Genomic DNA, 18109 nt, shown 5'->3' on the forward strand with positions numbered 1-18109 from the left:
GCCTGCTCGCGAAGGCGTCAGGTCAGCCAGACCCTCTATGACCGACACTCCGCCTTCGCGAGCAGGCTCGCTCCCACGGGGTCAGTGTTGGTCTTGATGCAGACTTTGCTCAGACAGCCCAAGGTGGCCCGGTCTCGAATTTCGCTTCGATCCACTCCTTGAACGCTACCACTGCGGCCGCCGGAAATCGCGATGACGGCCTGACCAGATAGACGCCGCCCGCCGAATCCAGATGCCAGTCGGACAGCACGTGAATCAGCCGCCCTGCCGCCAGATCGCGGCTCATCAGCCAGTCGCCGGCACCGAGTATGCCGGCGTCGGCGCGGGCGGCGGCGAGCAGGGATTCGCTGTCGCTGGCGGTCAGGTTGCCGTGTGGCGTAATGGTCTGCACTTCGTTGCCGCGATGCAGGCGCCACAGCGGGAACGACGCCAGCCCGCTGAAGCGCAGGCAATTGTGCTGAAGCAGGTCCTGCGGGGTTTGCGGCATGCCGTGGGCCTCGATGTAGGCCGGCGATGCGCAGAGAATCCGTCGATGGTCGCTGAGCTTTTTTGCGATCAGCCGATTGTCCTCAAGCTCGCCGATGCGGATAGCCGCGTCGAAGCCCTGCTCGATGATGTCGACCAGGCCTTCGCTGTAATCGGCGATTACCGAAACATGCGGATGAGCCTTGAGAAATTCCGGCAGCAGCGGCCCCAGCCATAACCGCCCCATCGCCGCCGGCAAGGCCAGGCGCAGGGTGCCGCGTACTTCGCTGGCACCCTGCACCGCTTGCTGCTGCGCTTCGTTCATCAACTCGACGGCCGCGCGCAGGCGCTGTTCGAGTTGCAGGCCAGCCTCGGTGATACGCACGTGTCGCGTCGAGCGTTCCACCAACCGCACGCCCAGTCGCTTCTCCATCGCCGCGAGGCGCTTGGAAACGATGGTCGGATGGCGCTGCAACAAACGCCCCGCCGCGACAAAAGAGCCTTGCGCGGCGACGGCCAGGAAAGCAGCGATTTCATCGCTGTGCGGGTTGCTCAGAACATCCAGATTCATGGTTTTAAGATGATCGCCCCTGATGATCGGCCCGATTCAAGATCGGCGTGCGCTTGCGCCGCGTCAGCCAATGAATAACGCGCGCGAATTTGCGGCGTGATGATACCGGCGGCAACAGCGGCCAGCACATCTTGCGCGCGCTCCTGATATTCGGCTGTCGTGGTGGTGTGCGCGGCCAGCGACGGACGGGTCAGGAACAGCGAGCCCTTGGCGTTCAGCGTGGCCATTTCCACCGCCGCCGGCGCGCCGGTCTGCGTGCCGAACGAGACCATCAATCCGCGTGGGCGCAAGCTGTCCAGCGAGGCCTGAAAAGACACCCGACCAATCGGGTCATACACCACATCGACCTTGCGCCCCTGGGTGATACGCACCACATCGGCGGCGAGGGTCTCGGCATCGAACACCAGCACTTCGTCACAGCCCGACGCGCGCGCCTTGTCGACACTGGCCTGTTTCGACACCACACCGATCACCGTTGCGCCAAGGTGCTTGGCCCATGGCACCATGATTTCCCCCAGACCTCCCGCGACACCGTAAAGCAGTATCGTCGTGCCCGGCCCGACCGGATAAGTCGCCTTCAGCAGATACTGCGCGGTGATACCTTTGAACAACACCGCCGCCGCATCTTCGAACGACAGCTCTTCGGGAATCTTCACCAGACGCTCTGCCGGAAACAGCCGCGCCGAGGCGTAACCGCCCAAGGGGCCGGTAGCGTAAGCGACCCGATCACCGACGCGCACATTGCTCACACCGGCACCGACCGCCGCCACCCGACCCGCGCCTTCCAGACCCAGCCCCGACGGCAACGCCACGGGCACTGCACCTTTGCGCTGGCTGACATCCAGGTAATTGACGCCCACCGCCGCTTGCTCCAGCCAGACCTCGCCGGACCCGGGGGCCTGTTCGCTGACAGCGTGCAATTGCAGGACATCCGGTGCGCCCGTTTCGGTGAAGCGGATTGCGTTGGCCATGGTCATCTCCATTCATTTGTTAAGCGTTGAGCTCAGTCTGAAAGCGCAGCATTTAACGAACAACCCAGCCTGAATGCAGTTCATTGCTGCAACGGCTGCAGCAATACACACATAAAAAAGGAGCGGCACGTGCGGCCGCTCCTTTTTCAACAATCAATCGAACGCGCCGTTGAGCACCTCGTAGATCAGCCCGGTGGCCAGCGCAACGAGAATGAGGTCAGTGCCCGCCTGTCGCCATTCGTAGCCGTCATAACGAGGCAGATGTTCGAGCATTCGCCCGTCCAGCTTCTTGGCGATGCCCGGGGGCAACGGTTTACCCCGCGCCAGATTCTTTTGAATACCCGGCGGCAGCGGCGGCCCCGGATTCCAGTATTGGCCGCGATAGATGCCGACGCTGCTGAGAATATCGCCGCGATCAACGCTCGGCCCGCCGCCGCGATTGCCAGAGTGTTGCTGGCCCTTGTTGCCATTGCCTTGGCCGCCCCCGCCCTGTTTACCGTGATCCTGCATGTTTTGCGGTTTGCCCTTGCCGTTGCCCTGGCCGCCCTGACCACCCTGCCCCTTGCCATTGCCGGGGTCAGCCAGTGCCGTCGTGCTGCCGATTACCAGCGCGAGGCAAGACAACGCGACAATCAATCTGCGAGCTTTTCTCATGTGCGATTCCTTCGGTTGGGGGATGCTCTTGAGTAAGGGCGAATGTGCTCAGCTTAGTGGATTTCTTCTTGCTGACCACTCGGCCTTGCGTCAGGATTCCCACCCTCTCCACCCCTGATCGAAAAATCATGAATCGCCAAAAGAAGCTGCAGCAGTTGTTCAAGGAAAAAGCCAAAAAGGCCAATGCCAAACTGGCGCCGAAAAAGCCCAAATACATCTGCAAGGCCGACCGCCTGAAGCTGGAAGCCGAAGCGGCGCAGGCGGCGGCCGAAAACAGCGAAAGCTGATTCAGGCCGACTGCCGCGACGTCAGCCAGGTCATCAGCGCCGCCAGCACGAGCAATGCCGCGCTGGCGAAAAACGTCAGCCGATAACCGCTGCCGTCGAACAGCAGACCACCGATGGTAGAACCCGAGGCAATCGACAACTGCACCACCGCCACCATCAGCCCACCGCCGGCTTCGGCATCGTCGGGCAGCGTGCGCGCCAGCCACGACCACCAGCCTACCGGCGCCGCCGTGGCGATCAATCCCCACAAGCCGAGCAACACGAACGTCGCGACTACTGAACTGCCCATCCCTATGAGCGCCACCGCGATCATCGCCATCAACAGCGGGATGGTGATCACTACGCGATACAGCCTCTTCTTCAACACCGAACCGATGACCACGGTGCCGATAAACCCGGCCACACCGATGACCAGCAAAATCATCGACAGCATCGAAACGTCGACCCGGGTCACGGTCTCCAGAAACGGTCGCAGGTAGGTGAACAGAACAAACTGGCCCATGAAGAACAGACCTGCGCCGAGCATGCCCAACGCCACCCGGCGGCTTTTGAACAACGCAAAAACATTGGCTGCGCTGGCTTTGCGCGGCGCGGCCGGGAGCGCGGGCAAGCTGATCCACTGCCAGAGCAGCGCAATCAGCGCCACCGGTATCAGGCAGAAAAACGCCCCGCGCCAGCCAATCACGCTGCCCAGATAACTGCCCAGCGGCGCAGCCACGACGGTCGCCAGGGCATTGCCGCCGTTAAAGATGGCCAGCGCCTTGGGCACGCTGGCGGAGGGCACCAGACGCATAGCCAACGCCGCTGACATCGACCAGAAGCCGCCAATCACCACACCGATCAATGCGCGGCCGATCATGTACACCGTGTAATTGGGCGCCAGGCCCACCACAAGCCCGGACGCGCACATCAGCGCCGTCAACAGCAGCAACAGGCGCTTGCGATCCATCGAGCCGGCGAGCCTGGTGATCGTCAGGCTGGTCAGCACCGCGAACGCGCCGGAGATGGCAATGCCATAGCCGGCCAGACCTTCACTGATAAGCAAGTCCGTAGCCATTGGCGTGAGCAGACTGACCGGCATGAACTCTGAGGCGATCAGCGCGAAGACACACAAGGTCATGGCGAACACGCCGCTCCAGTACGCCGGTTGCTCGCCGGCCGTGGACGCTTCCATGGGCTGGGCTGTCGGGGTGTTGATTACTTGAGCCGTCATGCGAAAACCTGTCTTGAAGAAGAAATGAGCGAGGCATTTCTGCCCCGTTACTCAGGCTGCAAAGCTTGACGGATCGGGCTTAACTTGATTAGTAGCGGTAATCTTCATGTGCTTTTGAGAAAAATTCAGCAATGAGCAACGCCAAAGTCAACGACCTGCAGGCCTTCCTGGCGGTGGCGCAGGAGCAAAGCTTCACCAAGGCTGCCGCCCGCCTCGGCGTCACGCCGTCTGCGCTGAGTCATACGGTCCGCGCGCTGGAGCAGCGTCTGGGTATCCGCTTGCTCGCTCGTACAACGCGCAATGTCTCGCCGACCGAGGCTGGCGAACGCTTGATGCATTCGATTGCGCCGCTGTTCGAGCAGATCAGCGCCGAGCTCGAAGCCCTCGGCGAATTGCGCGACAAGCCCAGCGGCACGATCCGCATTTCCTGCACGGACGATCAGATTGAATTGTGCATCCGGCCGATGCTTGCGCAGTTTTTGCAGGACTATCCGGACATCACCTTGGAGTTTTACGTCGATTACGGATTTACCAATGTGGTCAAGGAACGCTTCGACGCCGGCATTCGTCTCGGTGAATCGATCAGCAAAGACATGATCGCCGTGCGCATCGGCCCGGACTGGCGCCTGGCCGTGGTGGCCTCGCCCGAGTACTTCGCTCGTCACCCGGCACCCGCCACGCCGCACCAGTTGACGGAGCACACTTGCATCAACATCCGCCACCAACCGGCCGGCGCCATTTACGCCTGGGAGTTTGCGCACAAGGGTCAGGATTTCAGCATGAAGGTCGATGGGCAACTGGTGTTCAACAGCATCATGCATGTGCTCAACGCCGCCGTGGACGGCATCGGCGTGGCCTACGTGCCCGAGCAATTGGTCGCGCCGTATCTGGCCGACGGCCGACTCGTGGAAGTGCTGGAAGAGTGGTGCCCGACGTTTCAGGGCTATCACCTGTATTACCCGAACAGACGCCAGAGCTCCGCAGCGTTTGCGGCGTTTGTCGAAGCGCTGAAATACAACCGCTGACAAACGCAACTCTTCAATCCAACTCAAATCCCTGTGGGAGCGGGCTTGCCCGCGAAGGCGTCGGCATATTCAACATTGTCATTGCCTGACCCACCGCTTTCGCGAGCAAGCTCGCTCCCACAGTGATCCGGGGCAAACCTACGATCTTTGTCGCACCCCAAATCCCCTGTGGGAGCGGGCTTGCCCGCGAAGGCGCCAGATCAGATATATCCACGTTGAATGACACACCGCTTTCGCGAGCAAGCTCGCTCCCACAATGGTCCGGGGCAAGGCCACAATCTTCAGCGCACCCAAAATCCCTGTGGGAGCGAGCCTGCTCGCGAAGGCGCCAGATCAGATACATCCACGTTGAATGACACACCGATATCGCGAGCAGGCTCGCTCCCACAATGGTCCGGGGCAAGGTCACAATCTTCAGCGCAACCCAAATCCCTGTGGGAGCGGGCTTGCCCGCGAAGGCGTCGGCACATTCAACATCGTCCTTGCCTGACCCACCGCTTTCGCGAGCAGGCTCGCTCCCACAGGGAATGCAGGTGAACAGAAGGCTTCAACCCATCTGAATTTTTCCGCCAACCTGCCCCCTAAATTCTGAGCGGTCGATACACGTCCGCCGATGCAAGGAGGTCAGCATGCATGTCGGATAACCAAACGCCTTCGCCGCGCAACACAGAGGAATCCACCCAAACACTATTGAGCCGCTTGCTCATGGCACGCGGGCCTGGCGGTCAGGAAGACGAAGTTCGGACGATCTGCCTGGAAGAACTGCGGCGCCATTGCGACGAGGTCTGGACCGATCGGGCCGGCAATGTCATCGGCCTGCTCAAGGGCCGCGAACCCGATCCGGACGGCGAGCACGCTGTGCGCATCATGGGTCACATGGACGAGATCGCCATGCTGGTCAAACGCGTCGAGCCGGACGGTACGTTGCGGGTGGTTGCCCTCGGCGGTGCGAATCCGGTGAATTTCGGTGTGTGTCCGGTGGATATTCTCGGCGATGCGCAAACCCTGCCCGGCGTGCTCTCATTCGGCTCGATGCACGCCACCACAGGTTCGCCGCAGGGCCAGGATGTGATGAGCGGCGCGGTGGAGTGGAAAGACGTGCACATCATCACCCGCCACGACCCGCAAACCTTGCAAGACATGGGCGTGCGTCCCGGCACCCGCGTCGTGCTCAGCCAGCACTGGCGTAAGCCGTTCCGGGTCGGCGATGCCACCGCTGCGCATTTTCTCGATGACCGCGCGCCCGTCGTCGCCATGCTCCAGGCCGCCGAGCAACTCAAGCACAGCACTACCGAATTGCGGCACGACACCTACTTCGTCTTCACCACCCTCGAGGAAGAAAGCAACGCCGGTGCGATGTATGCCGCTGCGCACCTGCCCGGTGACACCACGATTGCCGTGGAGGTCGGCCCAGTGATGAGCGAATACGCAACGCGATTGGGCGTCGACCCGATCATCGATACCGGCGACCAGAAAGGCTATTACTCGCGCGGCGTGGTCATGGCTTTGGCCGACGCCGCCAAGCGTTGCGGCTTCGATCCACAGTTCGCGCTGCTGGTGGATTTCGCTTCCGACGCCAGTGCGGTGATGAGTTCAGGCATCAGCGCCCAGGCCGGCTGCATCGCGATCCCGACCGAAAATACCCATGGTTTCGAACTGGTAGTCGACGGCGCAATTGAAGCCTGCGCACAGACGTTGGTCGAATATTTGAAAGGCTTGCAGAATGAGGTATCGACCTGACTCGCAGTCCAATAAAAAGGGAGGCCCATTGCAGGCCTCCCTTGTTTTTCACCATCAAGAAGTACCCAACCCCTGTGACAAATCCGAAGACGAAGGCCGCGCCGTTTCCGGCTTGGTCTCAACCTCGGTTTGTTCAGTAGTTCGAGTCACCGTATCACGCACTGCTTCATACCCTTCCTGAGCTTTCTGCTTGGCCTTGTCGACCATGCCAGCGCTGGTACGGCCCATGTAGCGCTGTTCAGTGGACGTAGTTGGCAACGCCGCGCCGAGCAATGCACCGAGCGCAACCCCAGCGGCAGCCACCATCAGCGGTTGCTCCTTGAGCATGTGGCTGAATTGCTGGCCGAGCACTTGCGAATTGCGTGACAAGCGATCACTGGCGTCATGCATCGCATGAGTCAGATTTTCCTTCGCCGCGCCGACGTTTTCCCCGAGGTGGCTGGCCTTGCCTTTCAGCGACTGGTAGCCGTCCTTCAGCGAGTCAGTGGTCGAATGCAAATGCGCGCGCGCACTGTCGATGCCGTCGGCCAAACCATCGGCCCATTCGCCAGCCTTGTCCTGATCCGGCCCGCTGCGATAGGTCGGTTGCGGCACGGGCGGGCGATTCTGGCTCATCATCAGCCAGAGCAGCCCCACGGAAGTCAGCACCGCTGGCACCGGGTTATTGCGCACGCTGGTGCCGAGATTGGTGAGGAACGTCGAGCCGTTGCTCTGCATCATTCCCCAGGCCTGATCGATCATCTGTCCGGGGGTGAATTTGCTCTCGAGTTGATCGACGATGTTGCCGATGCTCGCGCGTTGCGCATCGATTTCGCGCTCGATCTGCTCCGGGCTTTTTTCCGCTTCGATATCCAGTTCGCTTTTCATGAGACTTTCCTCCGCAGCGCTTCCTGATCCTTGTTCAAGGCGTCGAGGGTGCGATCAGGTTTGAAGTGAGATGGCTCGAATTGCTTCTTCCCGGATTGCAGCATGGCGAAGCCGATGATCATCACCACCACGCCGACGATCAGCGCGGCCAGCCATGGCGCCATGAACAGGCTCAGGCCGTACACCGCCGACATCAGCAGAATGATGAAGCCGGCGAGGAACACGATCGCACCACCAGCAACCGCACCGATACCCGCCTTCAGCGTGCTGAGGCTGTTCTGCAGTTCGGCTTTTGCCAATGCCAGTTCCTTGGTGAACAACGCTGGCACCTCGCGCGACAGTTGTCGCAACAGGCCGACCACCGAAGCGTCATCCGTTTGGCCGAGGGGCCTTGCCCCGCTCAGATCAGATTCATCTCTGTTCATCACAGTTCTCCTTTGGCATCGGGTGCGTGCGGTACGGAAGCCGCGGCAAAATCAGCGGGGTGATCGCTGTCACTGGGCGAGGTCGGGGTGATGCCGGTGGCCAGTCCCGGATTGGCGTGGGCCGATGACGGCACTGACGATTCATAGGGTCGCTGCGCACCGTAATCGGCTGGCGGTGGCGTCGATGTCGTGCCCGCCGCCGGATCATGTTCGGCGCTGACCGTCGCTGCTGCGGCCGTGCCGGCTTTGAGAAACCGCGACAGGCCGAAACCGATAGCAATGCTGCCGGCGATGAACAGGCCCGGATTGCTGCGCGCCAGATCGGCTGCATCGTGCAGCAATTGCTCGGCACTCTTGCCGCGCAAGTTGCCTGCCAGCCCGGTCATGGAGTCCGCCATATCCGTCAGGTAGTCGGACATGCCCAGCGTGTCCTTGTCCTGCAACTCAGAGACGAAGCTCTTTGCCCCTTGGGCCAATGCTTCTATCTGTTCGGCCGCAGTGTCGCGGTACTGTCCGAATTGCGCGTCGGCCTGTTGCCGCGCACCGCCGAGCGCTTCACTGACGTCATCTTTCAAATGTTCAAAAGCCTGTCCAGGCTTGCTGTTCGGATCACCTGATTCAAAGCCTGCCCTGCTGTCTTGAGTATTCATGTGGCCCCTCGCGTTCTGACTTGAAAACGGAAAAACGGGACTACACGGCAACATTGCCTCGAGCCCCCACATAGAAGATGACGGAGCAGCTTGCGCGAGAGTTCAAAGAGGTTGATGAGCGTGCCGTGTCAGGTCTGGATCAGCGACGAAAGGTTGCGCTTGGCACGATTGCGTTGAGCTTCTGCGCCTGGCTGCGGTCAAGACAAGGCACAAGCATTTATCTGCAACACGACGCTGAAACCCGCAACAACGCCGATAGATGGCAGAATCCCCACACCCTGATCACTTCGGAGACCGCAATGCTTCGCCTGTTTGAACAAAGGCTTGACCCCTTCCCGCCCGACGAGGCGCCGCCACCGCCAGTCGGCCTGATGCGCTTCTTGTGGGCGTGCACCCGGGGCGCGCGCGGCTACATTCTGGCCTTCGCCCTGCTCAGCGCCAGCGTGTCGATCTACGAGGCATGGCTGTTTTCGTTCCTCGGGCAAGTGGTGGACCTGCTCTCGACCTGGCAATCCGGCGGCGCTGCCGGTGATGAGGAAAGCCGCGTGTTGTGGGGCATCGGCATCGTGCTGGTTGTCAGCATCGGCCTGGTGGCGCTGCGTACGATGGTCCAACACCAGATCCTTGCGATCAATCTGCCGCTGCGCCTGCGCTGGGACTTTCACCGGTTGATGCTGCGGCAAAGTCTGTCGTTCTTCTCCGACGAGTTCTCCGGCCGGGTGACGACCAAGGTCATGCAGACTGCGTTGTCGGTGCGCGAGGTGCTGTTCACCTTGATCGAAATCCTCCCCGGCATTGGCGTGTACTTCATCGCGATCATTGCGCTGGCCGGTGGCTTTGCGCTGAAGCTGATGCTGCCGTTTCTGGCGTGGATCGTTCTGTTCGGGCTGGCGATGGTGTATTTCGTCCCGCGTCTGGGCAAGGTCGGCCAGGAACAGGCCGATGCGCGCTCGTCGATGACCGGGCGGATTGCCGATGCCTACACCAACATCACCACGGTCAAACTGTTCTCGCACTCCAAGCGTGAAGCGCACTTTGCCCGTGCAGCGATGGAAGATTTCAAGCTCACCGGATTTCGCCAGATGCGGCTGGTCAGTCAGTTCGAAATCGTCAATCAGGCGCTGGTGGTGGCGTTGATTCTCGGCGCCGGCGGTTACGCGCTGTGGCTGTGGCATCAGGGCGAAGTCGGCACCGGCGCCGTCGCGGCGATCACCGCCATGGCATTGCGCATCAACGGCATGTCGCACTGGATCATGTGGCAGATGACTTCGCTGTTCGAAAACATCGGCACCGTGCAGGACGGCATGGCCACCCTGACCAGCGGCCCGAAAGTCCAGGATGCGCCGGATGCCAAAGTGCTGGAGCCGGCCGGCGGCGAAGTGGTTTTCGACAATGTCAGCTTCAACTACAACGGCGAACGCCAGGTGCTCGACGGCTTGACCCTGCACATTCGCCCCGGCGAAAAAATCGGCCTGGTCGGCCGCTCCGGTGCAGGCAAGTCGACGCTGATCAACCTGCTGCTGCGCTTCTATGACGTTGATCGCGGCGAGATCCGCATCGATGGGCAGAACATCGCCGAGGTCACCCAGGACAGCCTGCGCAGCGTGATCGGCATGGTCACCCAGGACACGTCGCTGTTGCACCGTTCGATCCGCGACAACATCGCCTACGGACGCCCGGACGCCACCGACGAAGACATCCATCGCGCGGCAGTGAACGCTCAGGCCGATGGTTTTATCAGTCAGTTGAGCGACAAGCAGGGCCACAGCGGTTACGACACGCTGGTCGGCGAACGCGGTATCAAGCTCTCCGGCGGGCAGCGACAACGCATCGCCATCGCCCGGGTGATGCTGAAGAACGCACCGATCCTGTTGCTCGACGAAGCCACCAGCGCACTGGATTCCGAGGTTGAAGTCGCGATTCAGGAAAGCCTCGATGAAATGATGCAGGGCAAAACCGTGATCGCCATCGCCCACCGCTTGTCGACCATTGCGGCCATGGACCGGCTGATCGTCATGGACGAAGGCCGCATCATCGAACAAGGCACCCACGCGCAATTGCTGGAGAAGAACGGCACCTATGCGCGGCTGTGGCAGCACCAGAGTGGCGGGTTTCTCGGTGAGGATCGCGGTTTGGTTGAGGTGATGGAGGAGTGATCAGGATGGAGGGCCGGGGCCGGCCCTCCATCGATTGGCCTATATGGTGACGGGGCTTTCGGCATCAATCGGAAGCTTTATGCGAAACACGGTCCCGCCCTTCAGGTCAGAGCTGACTTCGATCGAGCCGGCATGCGAGGCGACGATTTCCGAGGCGATAAACAGGCCCAGCCCGAGGCCAGCGACGGGCCCGTGATCAACTACGGAGCGCTGCGAGAAGCGCCCCATCGGGTTGAAGATGAACGGCAACACGTCTTCTGGAATCGGCTCGCCGCCGTTGTGCACTGTGAACACCGCGCAATCCTCGCGAACGTTCAACTCGACAGTTACCGGAAAATTATTGTCGCCGTGGGTCACCGCATTGCTGATGATGTTGGAAGAGACCTGTTCCATCCTGGCGCCATCGAACGCTCCCATCACCGCTTCCGTCGCGTCGAACCGCACGTTGGCCTGCGGATGAAAGGCGCGGATTTCCTCGATCACCCGCTCGCACACAGGGCTGAGATCGATCAGGGATTTTTTCACCGGAATCCCCGGCCCCATCTGGCAGCGCGTCAGATCCAGCAGGTCGCCCACGATCTGGCTGGCGCGCTGCACGCTGGCGTAGATCTGCCTGGCCACTTTGCCGGTGCGCGGGTCGGTAGCTTCGGTACGACGCAACATATCCGCACCGAGCAGAATCGCCCCCAGCGGCGTGCGCAAGTCATGGCCGAGAATCCCCAGAAACACGTTGCGCGAAGCCTCAACGGCACGGGAGTAGCTGGCAATCGACTCGGCCAGCGCCTGATCGATGGCTTCGTGAAAGCGTGTCATGTCGTCGACATTCCCTGACGCAGCCACTGGCTCAGCACACTGGTGCGCAGCGCGCGGTATTCCGACACCATCTGATCGATGGTAAAACCAGCCATCAGCCGCGTCACCGCGTGGGTTTCCGCAGCCGTTTCTTCATCGTCGCGCGGCGCCTGGCCCTGGGCTTTGGCGATTTGTTCGCTCATGGTCTGCTTGGTCCGCAGATCGATGACGATGGCGCGCAACATCTGCTCGGCGTGATCGCGCAGCGCGACGTTATCGAGCTCCACCCCCGGCGTCTCGATGGTGCGGGCGAAATCTTCCCAGGCCTGCAGGATCGGCTCTAGGTTTTCGAGAATGAAATCTGGCAGGCGCATGGCTGTAGTCCGCAGGGGAAATCCATCAACGCCAGCAGCTGAGCCGGCGCAGATTTCGGAAAGGGCAATTCAGGAGTACAGAAAGTACGGCTGAGGGGATGCAGCCTACCACCAAAGCGCTGGGCTAACGTTGGAGGAAAATCGGTGTGCTGAAGAGGTTGCGGTCGGCATGAGATGATCGCTGCGCCCGCAACGAACGCCTCTGAAGCGACTACGGCTACGGACTCCTTGCGATGAGAGAAGTCCGTTTCAAGAGGTTATCCGTCGAGAGTCTTCACTCCAGGCATTGCTTGGGCGTCAGTCGAGTTTGCTCGGTGTTCGGCACCTCAGCACTGACATCTGCCTGTTTACGGCTGCTGAATTCAATCGGATAAGGCCCGGTCTGCGCCAGAGCTGCCTGCACACGGCTGACAAAGGCCGCGTCGTCCAGGGTGTAGAAAACCCACACCTGACGCTTTCCGCCGGTGACCGTGCACCCCCACTTCGCGAACCCATCCGCCGTTACGGCCGCCTTTATCAGGCGGTCCACCTGCATCATCCGCGCGGATTCCTTTGAACTCGGCAGGAAGCGATCCGACACGTATTTCCAGCTGATGCGAGACTTGTAAGGAAATGCCTGGGTATCCTTGAGATTCAAGTCGGAAGGCATGCGGAAACTCGCTGGCATTGGGTCGTCAGGAAAATCAGACGGTTGGAAATCGCTGTCGCCTGGCACGGCCACTTGCCGTTGCGGATTGTCAGCAGGATCATCACTGAGCAGTATTCTGAGCGCTTCAGCTTGGCGCTCTTCCCGCTCGCTCATGCATTTGTTGTAGGCCGTTGTATGCGCTGGACCGGCATCCAGACAAGGATCGCGCTCTACCGGTTTTGGAGTATGGGAGCGCGTGCAGCCGGTCGTGATCAGGCTTGCCAGCACCAATAAAACAACGGCTGGCCAGATTTCAGGGCGCAGGGAAGCGTGGGGAGTGACTTTCAAGTGGCCTTCCTTGGATGAGCTGCAGTACAAGTCATATGGAAAAGGGCGCATTTTGCCTGCCACCCCTGCCCCATGAACAGGCCAAAGCGGAATTAAAGTGGCAATTCATCACAAGCAGTGCTCGACCAGCCACAGCCGCTTGTGACGAACAGCCACATACTCCCTCAGATGCCTACGCTGGCACCGCTGTCCGGTACGCCAAAGTCGCCCCCCGGAAAAGCACCACCCTCAATGTGATAGACCCTCGGTTCTGCCGAAAAGTAATCCTCCAGCCCCAGCATGAACCGCTGGTGGTCTTCGCTTTCTTCAAACCCCGGCGAGTGATCCTCAAGCGATTGCCAGCGCACGATCAAATTGAACTGCTCGGGGGTTTCAATACCTTGCGCCAGCAAGTGGCCGCCATATCCCTTGGCGCGGGTGAGCAACGGTTCGACTTCGGCAAATGCCCGTCGAAAGGCTTCAGTCTGTTGCGGGTGAACGGGCAGCACAGCGATCTCGTAAACCATGATGTTTCTCCAAAATCAGTGAGCGGATTCAGACGATGAGTGAAGGCTCGACGGCGATGGCGATTTTTCCCAGCAGACCGTTGTTGCCGCTCTCGAGTCTTGCGTGGGCGAGCGGGATGTCGGCAAGGGAATAGACCGCGCCAACGTGGGGCCGCAACTGGCCGCGCTCGACCAACGCGCTCAGTTCATCGAGCTTGCCGCGATTCTGCCGGGTGAAGACGAAGTGGTAGCTGGCGTTCTTGCCCCAGGCCTGAACGAGGTTTTGTGGCTGCGCGATATCGACGATCGAGACGACGCGGCCAAGCTGGGCGAGCGCGTCGGCACTGCGGGACAGGGTATCGCCGCCGATGGTGTCGAACACCACATCAACGCCATGCCCGGCGGTTTCGCGCATGATCGCTTCGACGTAATCCTCTTGGGTGTAATCGATCACCACGTCGGCACCCAGGCTGCGGACGAAATCGGCGTTGGCCTCGCGCACGGTGGTGAACACTCTGGCGCCCATGGCTTTGGCCACCTGAATCGCCACATGGCCGACCCCGCCGGCGCCGCCGTGGATCAGAATGCTTTCGCCAACGCGGAGCACGGCGCGCACGGTCAGCGCTTCCCAAACCGTACCGCCGACCAGACTCAGACTGGCCGCCTCAAGGTGGCTCAGCGAGCCAGGCTTTCTGGCGATGATGCTTTCGGCTGCGACGTGGTACTCGGCATAACTGCCCTGCCCGTCGAATATCTGCGGGGTGTACCAGACTTCGTCGCCCGGTGCGAAAGCGCTCACGCCCGGCCCGACGGCTTCAACCACGCCCGACACGTCGTGACCGGTAATGGCTGGCAGCGGCACAAGATCGGGATAGTCACCGCGCCGAACCTGATAATCCAGCGGATTGATGGAAGTAGCGTGCACTCGGACCAGCACTTGGCCCGCTTGCGGAACCGGTTTTGGAACGTCGCTGAGTTCGAACGAATCAGGACCGCCGAAGGATTTCAAAATCATCGCTTTCATGGCAAAACCTCGTATCGATAAAGAGGGATATCGAGAAATCTCGATATCCTAGAGTAAAAAAATTTACAGCTCTTTCCCTATGATCTCTGCAAGCGCGCTGATAGCAGCCTCATTGCGTTTGTAGTAGGTCCATTGACCGATGCGTCGCACTTCCACCAGCCCCACCCGCTGCAACGTGGCCAGGTAACTCGACACCGTCGACTGCGACAAGCCGATACCTTCCTGGATGCTGCTGACGCAGACACCCTCGACGAGAACGTCACCCTCATCCTGCGGGGGGAAGTTCTTGACGGGATCCTTCAGGCCTTCAAGGATCTTGAGGCGCGTCGGGTTCGAGAGGGCTTTAAAGATTTCGATCAGTTCCATGCGCCGAGGATATCGAGATTTTGCGATATGTCAATGCGCGATATTAATCTGATCGGCAGTCGGCGACAGGCGGCAACGGGATCCGATTTGCCACCCTGCCGTGCGGCTCAGCCTTGGGGCGCATCCAGCAACACCCACAACCGCACGATTTTCCCCGCTTTGATTTCTGCCACGTCGACGCCACTGACGACTACCGGCCCAGCGCTCGGGCCCGCATGCCAGCGCAGGTAACCCAAGCCATGATGCCCAACCGCCGGCCCCTCCGGAACAAAAGCGAAGTCCGGCCCGAACTGATCCAGCAACGCACCGGCCACCTCTGAAATCGCCGCCCGCCCGGTGACGGTGCCAGTCGGTTCGTACATCGTCGGTGTGTCTGCAAAAAGCTCCTGCACCGCCGCAATGCGCTTCTGTGCATCGCGCTCGTTGAACACGCGCTGCAGGTTGGCCCGCAGCAAGGCGTCGTAGTTTTCCACCTCATTGATATTTCGCGAATCTGAGCCAGACATTTTTGAATCCTCGATTGGTATGTGAAGCCCGGTTGCCCGGGCTCAGCGGTCAACCATGTTTGACCAGGTTCAAGGCTGGCAGCGGTCCGCCCGGGAACTGTGCAAGCATTCCCTGCTGCACACCGCCCAGGTCGATGCCGTAAAAACCCAGTTGAGTAATCAGCTCTGCAACTTTGGTTTTGCTCGCGGCATCTTCACCGGAATAAAACAGCACCCGCTTGCCGCCCTCGGCGGAGGGATCGCTCAGCAGAGCCGCGAGCAAATGGTTGAAGGCCTTGACCACGTGCGCACCGGGCAGCATCTGCGCCACCACTTGCGAAGACGGCTGGCCGCCCAGATCGAACGGCTTGAACAGTGGTGCCTCGATCGGGTTGTTGGCGTCGATCACGATACGTCCATCCCAAGGCCCGAGATCGCGTACCGCGTCGGGGATCTTCGACCAGTTCACCGCCAGAAAAACAATGTCCGCCTGACTGGCTTGCTGAGCCGTCACCGCTTGTGCGAGTGGACCCAATTCGTCGACCAAACCGGCAAGGCTCTGCGGCCCACGGCTGTTGGCCAGACTGACCGGCAGGCCTGCGTTGACGAGCAACCGAGCGATGGCGGTGCCGATGGAGCCTGTACCAATGATGCTGATAGTCATGATGCTCTCCTTACGCTGTGAAGCCGCCGTCGACGATTAATTCTGCACCGGTGACAAACCCGGCGTCCGCACTGGCCAGGTACGCCACCGCACTGGCGACATCCTTGCCCTCTCCGTACCGCCCCATGGCGATGTTCGGGCGTAGGAAGTCCGCAATAGGCCCGTCGGCCGGGTTCATGTCGCTGTCGGTCGGGCCGGGATGGACGGTGTTCACAGTGATGCCGCGCGGCCCCAGATCGCGCACCAGTCCACGACTGAAACCGGTCAGCGCACCTTTGCTCAGGGTGTAGACGGAGGCGGTAGCGAACGCCGCGTATTGCACCATTGAGCTGCCGATGTGAATGATGCGGCCGCCCTGCCCCATGTGTTTGAGCGCTTGCTGAGTGGCGACGAAGACGCCGGTCACGTTCACCGCAAGGATGCGTTGAAAGTCCTCGAAGGCGATGTCCTCCGGGGCGCCAAGCAGGCTGATACCAGCGTTGTTGACCAGAATGTCGATCTTGCCAAAACGCTGTGCAACCTCGGCAATCGCTGCACGTACAGCCTCGGGATTGCCCGCATCGGCCGCCAGCGCCACAGCCAGGCCGCCCGCCGCAACGATTTCCTGCACGACCGCTTCGGCGCGATCTGGCGATGCGTTGTAGGTGATAGCGACGGTGGCGCCATCTGCCGCGAGCCGCTTGGCGATTGCTGCGCCGATGCTGCGTGAGCCTCCGGTCACGATGGCGATTTTGCCGGTCAGTGGAAGCGTAGAAGTGTTCATGGTCGAGCCTCTGGGTGGTTGGAGTTGATGAGGCTATGAGACGCCTTTTGATCTTCCACCAGTAGTGGAAGCCTACTAGAATCACTTTCAATCATTCGTTGAAGGTGCGCAGATGGAAACCTTAGGCAATTTGCTCTCATTCGTGCGCAGCGCCGAGGCGGGAAGCTTCTCTGCGGCGGCGCGGCGCCTGGGCCTGACTCCCGCGGCGGTCAGTCGCAATGTCGCGCAGCTGGAGGCCAACCTCGGCGTACGCTTGTTTCAGCGCAGCACGCGCAAACTCACGCTGACCGAAGCGGGAGAACGCTTTCTGGCCAACGTCGGTTCGGGACTGGAAAGTGTTCAAGCGGCGATTGCCGACGTGGCCGGCAATGCCGGAGAGCCTTCAGGGCTTTTGCGTCTGAGCGCAGCACCCGGTTTCGCCAGGGATTTTCTGCTGCCGCTGATGCCCGAGTTTCTCAAGCAATACCCCGCCGTGACCCCTGAATGGCACGTCGACAATCGCCAGGTCGATCTCATCGCGGATGGATTTGATGCGGCTATCGGCGGCGGCATCGAACTCGCGCAAGGTGTCGTGGCCAGGGCCATCGCGCCGGCGCATCTGATTCTGGTGGCATCGAGGGAATACCTCTCGGCACACAAGCGCATCCGGCACATCGAAGAGCTGGCGACGCTGAATCATCTGGCCATGCGCTCGGTGCAGACCGGCAAGGTGCGCAGCTGGATGCTGCAAGGCCCCGACGGGCAACGGGCACCGCTGGAGTTGGCGCCGCGCCTGTTGGTCAACGATCCGCAAGCGCTGTGTCAGTGCGCGCGACTGGGGTTGGGGGTTGCGCTGTTGGCAGTTCCGGATGTTTTGCCTTATCTGCAGGACGGTACGCTGGAAAGGGTTTTGCCCGATTGGTATGTCGATGCAGGGCAGATCTATTTGTATTTCTCCAGCCAGAAACTGTTGCCGGCAAAAACCCGGGCGTTTGTGGATTTTCTGGTCGGTCAGGCTCGAGAGGATGGGTGGGCAACTGGACTCGATGCTCGGGCTTAAAAGCAAGTTATACGACCTCTGAAACTCAACCAGCATCACGCCTACGCGGTCTTTCAAGCCTTTCTAGCTTGCCGCGTCTGCTCGATTACGGTACAAATCGGGCAGTTGTACGACAAC

19 protein-coding genes and 1 pseudogene are annotated in these 18109 nt (G+C 60.8%); 5 read left to right on the forward strand and 15 right to left on the reverse strand.

Annotation, left to right across the window (positions count from 1 at the left end; all coding sequences use genetic code 11):
• Positions 1 to 109 precede the first annotated feature (109 nt).
• The 3 genes from QMX86_RS09185 to QMX86_RS09195 all read right to left on the reverse strand — a co-directional run bounded on the left by QMX86_RS09185 (position 110) and on the right by QMX86_RS09195 (position 2661).
• Positions 110 to 1036: a LysR family transcriptional regulator gene (locus tag QMX86_RS09185; protein WP_282387425.1), complete on the reverse strand. Its 927-nt coding sequence runs from the start codon at positions 1034 to 1036 to the stop codon at positions 110 to 112.
• Positions 1033 to 2007, reverse strand: coding sequence for a quinone oxidoreductase (locus tag QMX86_RS09190; RefSeq protein WP_282387427.1), 975 nt, complete (start codon positions 2005 to 2007; stop codon positions 1033 to 1035). The genes QMX86_RS09185 and QMX86_RS09190 overlap by 4 nt, the downstream gene beginning before the upstream one ends.
• Positions 2008 to 2160: 153 nt before the next feature.
• Positions 2161 to 2661 (reverse strand): anti-virulence regulator CigR family protein, encoded by a 501-nt coding sequence (locus QMX86_RS09195; RefSeq protein ID WP_273525559.1) that lies wholly within the window; start codon positions 2659 to 2661, stop codon positions 2161 to 2163.
• Positions 2662 to 2789: 128 nt separating this feature from the next.
• Here QMX86_RS09195 and QMX86_RS09200 point away from each other — a divergent pair, with 128 nt between their 5' ends.
• Positions 2790 to 2948, forward strand: coding sequence for a DUF2986 domain-containing protein (locus QMX86_RS09200; RefSeq protein WP_024012572.1), 159 nt, complete (start codon positions 2790 to 2792; stop codon positions 2946 to 2948).
• A 1-nt stretch (position 2949) separates the two neighbouring features.
• Here the strand turns inward: QMX86_RS09200 and QMX86_RS09205 are convergent, their stop codons facing one another.
• A complete protein-coding gene (locus tag QMX86_RS09205; protein WP_241664696.1) occupies positions 2950 to 4122 on the reverse strand; it encodes an MFS transporter in 1173 nt (390 codons plus the stop codon).
• Between the two features lie 170 nt (positions 4123 to 4292).
• On the opposite strand from QMX86_RS09205, the gene QMX86_RS09210 reads away from it, so the two are divergent.
• Together QMX86_RS09210 and QMX86_RS09215 are read left to right on the forward strand one after the other, a co-directional pair.
• Entirely contained in the window at positions 4293 to 5186 is an 894-nt protein-coding gene (locus QMX86_RS09210; RefSeq protein WP_282387433.1) for a LysR family transcriptional regulator, read from the forward strand.
• Between the two features lie 633 nt (positions 5187 to 5819).
• Entirely contained in the window at positions 5820 to 6926 is a 1107-nt protein-coding gene (locus QMX86_RS09215) for a M28 family peptidase (protein ID WP_073475170.1), read from the forward strand.
• Between the two features lie 54 nt (positions 6927 to 6980).
• On the opposite strand, the gene QMX86_RS09220 is transcribed toward QMX86_RS09215, so the two are convergent.
• The 3 genes from QMX86_RS09220 to QMX86_RS09230 are packed head-to-tail and all read right to left on the reverse strand — an operon-like array spanning position 6981 to position 8868.
• Positions 6981 to 7793 carry a DUF3618 domain-containing protein gene (locus tag QMX86_RS09220; RefSeq protein WP_073475172.1) on the reverse strand — a complete coding sequence of 271 codons (813 nt, stop codon included), beginning with the start codon at positions 7791 to 7793 and terminating at the stop codon, positions 6981 to 6983.
• On the reverse strand, positions 7790 to 8218 hold the full coding sequence (locus QMX86_RS09225; RefSeq protein WP_101162531.1) for a phage holin family protein: 429 nt from the start codon (positions 8216 to 8218) through the stop codon (positions 7790 to 7792). Before QMX86_RS09225 ends, QMX86_RS09220 begins: the two co-directional genes overlap by 4 nt.
• On the reverse strand, positions 8218 to 8868 hold the full coding sequence (locus QMX86_RS09230; RefSeq protein ID WP_282384613.1) for a hypothetical protein: 651 nt from the start codon (positions 8866 to 8868) through the stop codon (positions 8218 to 8220). The genes QMX86_RS09225 and QMX86_RS09230 overlap by 1 nt, the downstream gene beginning before the upstream one ends.
• Positions 8869 to 9167: 299 nt before the next feature.
• Here QMX86_RS09230 and QMX86_RS09235 point away from each other — a divergent pair, with 299 nt between their 5' ends.
• Positions 9168 to 11024, forward strand: coding sequence for an ABC transporter ATP-binding protein (locus tag QMX86_RS09235; protein WP_016774294.1), 1857 nt, complete (start codon positions 9168 to 9170; stop codon positions 11022 to 11024).
• 39 nt (positions 11025 to 11063) lie between these two features.
• Here QMX86_RS09235 and QMX86_RS09240 read toward each other — a convergent pair.
• The 8 genes and pseudogenes from QMX86_RS09240 to QMX86_RS09275 all read right to left on the reverse strand — a co-directional run bounded on the left by QMX86_RS09240 (position 11064) and on the right by QMX86_RS09275 (position 16953).
• Positions 11064 to 12190, reverse strand: a pseudogene (locus tag QMX86_RS09240) (sensor histidine kinase).
• Between the two features lie 274 nt (positions 12191 to 12464).
• Positions 12465 to 13166 (reverse strand): DUF695 domain-containing protein, encoded by a 702-nt coding sequence (locus QMX86_RS09245; protein ID WP_282384615.1) that lies wholly within the window; start codon positions 13164 to 13166, stop codon positions 12465 to 12467.
• A gap of 164 nt (positions 13167 to 13330) precedes the next feature.
• Entirely contained in the window at positions 13331 to 13672 is a 342-nt protein-coding gene (locus tag QMX86_RS09250; protein ID WP_101162539.1) for an antibiotic biosynthesis monooxygenase, read from the reverse strand.
• 28 nt (positions 13673 to 13700) lie between these two features.
• Positions 13701 to 14675: a zinc-dependent alcohol dehydrogenase family protein gene (locus QMX86_RS09255; RefSeq protein ID WP_073475176.1), complete on the reverse strand. Its 975-nt coding sequence runs from the start codon at positions 14673 to 14675 to the stop codon at positions 13701 to 13703.
• A gap of 63 nt (positions 14676 to 14738) precedes the next feature.
• Positions 14739 to 15041 carry a metalloregulator ArsR/SmtB family transcription factor gene (locus QMX86_RS09260; RefSeq protein ID WP_024012559.1) on the reverse strand — a complete coding sequence of 101 codons (303 nt, stop codon included), beginning with the start codon at positions 15039 to 15041 and terminating at the stop codon, positions 14739 to 14741.
• Between the two features lie 107 nt (positions 15042 to 15148).
• On the reverse strand, positions 15149 to 15547 hold the full coding sequence (locus QMX86_RS09265; RefSeq protein ID WP_282384619.1) for a nuclear transport factor 2 family protein: 399 nt from the start codon (positions 15545 to 15547) through the stop codon (positions 15149 to 15151).
• 49 nt (positions 15548 to 15596) lie between these two features.
• On the reverse strand, positions 15597 to 16193 hold the full coding sequence (locus QMX86_RS09270) for an NADPH-dependent F420 reductase (protein WP_205884329.1): 597 nt from the start codon (positions 16191 to 16193) through the stop codon (positions 15597 to 15599).
• 7 nt (positions 16194 to 16200) lie between these two features.
• A complete protein-coding gene (locus QMX86_RS09275) occupies positions 16201 to 16953 on the reverse strand; it encodes a 3-oxoacyl-ACP reductase family protein (protein WP_073475182.1) in 753 nt (250 codons plus the stop codon).
• 112 nt (positions 16954 to 17065) lie between these two features.
• Between QMX86_RS09275 and QMX86_RS09280 the strand changes: the two genes are divergently transcribed.
• Positions 17066 to 17992, forward strand: a complete 927-nt coding sequence (locus QMX86_RS09280; RefSeq protein ID WP_282384622.1) for a LysR family transcriptional regulator — start codon at positions 17066 to 17068, stop codon at positions 17990 to 17992.
• The last annotated feature ends 117 nt before the right edge of the window (positions 17993 to 18109 follow it).

Source organism: Pseudomonas sp. PS01270, from assembly GCF_029959775.1.
Taxonomy (GTDB): Bacteria; Pseudomonadota; Gammaproteobacteria; order Pseudomonadales; family Pseudomonadaceae; genus Aquipseudomonas; species Aquipseudomonas atacamensis.

Excerpts from the sequence above, each read along its gene's own strand:
- QMX86_RS09185 (WP_282387425.1), bottom strand. The coding sequence starts at position 1,036 with ATGAATCTGGATGTTCTGAGCAACCCGCACAGCGATGAAATCGCTGCT.
- QMX86_RS09190 (WP_282387427.1), bottom strand. The coding sequence starts at position 2,007 with ATGGCCAACGCAATCCGCTTCACCGAAACGGGCGCACCGGATGTCCTG.
- QMX86_RS09195 (WP_273525559.1), bottom strand. The coding sequence starts at position 2,661 with ATGAGAAAAGCTCGCAGATTGATTGTCGCGTTGTCTTGCCTCGCGCTG.
- QMX86_RS09200 (WP_024012572.1), top strand. The coding sequence starts at position 2,790 with ATGAATCGCCAAAAGAAGCTGCAGCAGTTGTTCAAGGAAAAAGCCAAA.
- QMX86_RS09205 (WP_241664696.1), bottom strand. The coding sequence starts at position 4,122 with ATGGAAGCGTCCACGGCCGGCGAGCAACCGGCGTACTGGAGCGGCGTG.
- QMX86_RS09210 (WP_282387433.1), top strand. The coding sequence starts at position 4,293 with ATGAGCAACGCCAAAGTCAACGACCTGCAGGCCTTCCTGGCGGTGGCG.
- QMX86_RS09215 (WP_073475170.1), top strand. The coding sequence starts at position 5,820 with ATGTCGGATAACCAAACGCCTTCGCCGCGCAACACAGAGGAATCCACC.
- QMX86_RS09220 (WP_073475172.1), bottom strand. The coding sequence starts at position 7,793 with ATGAAAAGCGAACTGGATATCGAAGCGGAAAAAAGCCCGGAGCAGATC.
- QMX86_RS09225 (WP_101162531.1), bottom strand. The coding sequence starts at position 8,218 with ATGAACAGAGATGAATCTGATCTGAGCGGGGCAAGGCCCCTCGGCCAA.
- QMX86_RS09230 (WP_282384613.1), bottom strand. The coding sequence starts at position 8,868 with ATGAATACTCAAGACAGCAGGGCAGGCTTTGAATCAGGTGATCCGAAC.
- QMX86_RS09235 (WP_016774294.1), top strand. The coding sequence starts at position 9,168 with ATGCTTCGCCTGTTTGAACAAAGGCTTGACCCCTTCCCGCCCGACGAG.
- QMX86_RS09250 (WP_101162539.1), bottom strand. The coding sequence starts at position 13,672 with ATGGTTTACGAGATCGCTGTGCTGCCCGTTCACCCGCAACAGACTGAA.
- QMX86_RS09255 (WP_073475176.1), bottom strand. The coding sequence starts at position 14,675 with ATGAAAGCGATGATTTTGAAATCCTTCGGCGGTCCTGATTCGTTCGAA.
- QMX86_RS09260 (WP_024012559.1), bottom strand. The coding sequence starts at position 15,041 with ATGGAACTGATCGAAATCTTTAAAGCCCTCTCGAACCCGACGCGCCTC.
- QMX86_RS09265 (WP_282384619.1), bottom strand. The coding sequence starts at position 15,547 with ATGTCTGGCTCAGATTCGCGAAATATCAATGAGGTGGAAAACTACGAC.
- QMX86_RS09275 (WP_073475182.1), bottom strand. The coding sequence starts at position 16,953 with ATGAACACTTCTACGCTTCCACTGACCGGCAAAATCGCCATCGTGACC.
- QMX86_RS09280 (WP_282384622.1), top strand. The coding sequence starts at position 17,066 with ATGGAAACCTTAGGCAATTTGCTCTCATTCGTGCGCAGCGCCGAGGCG.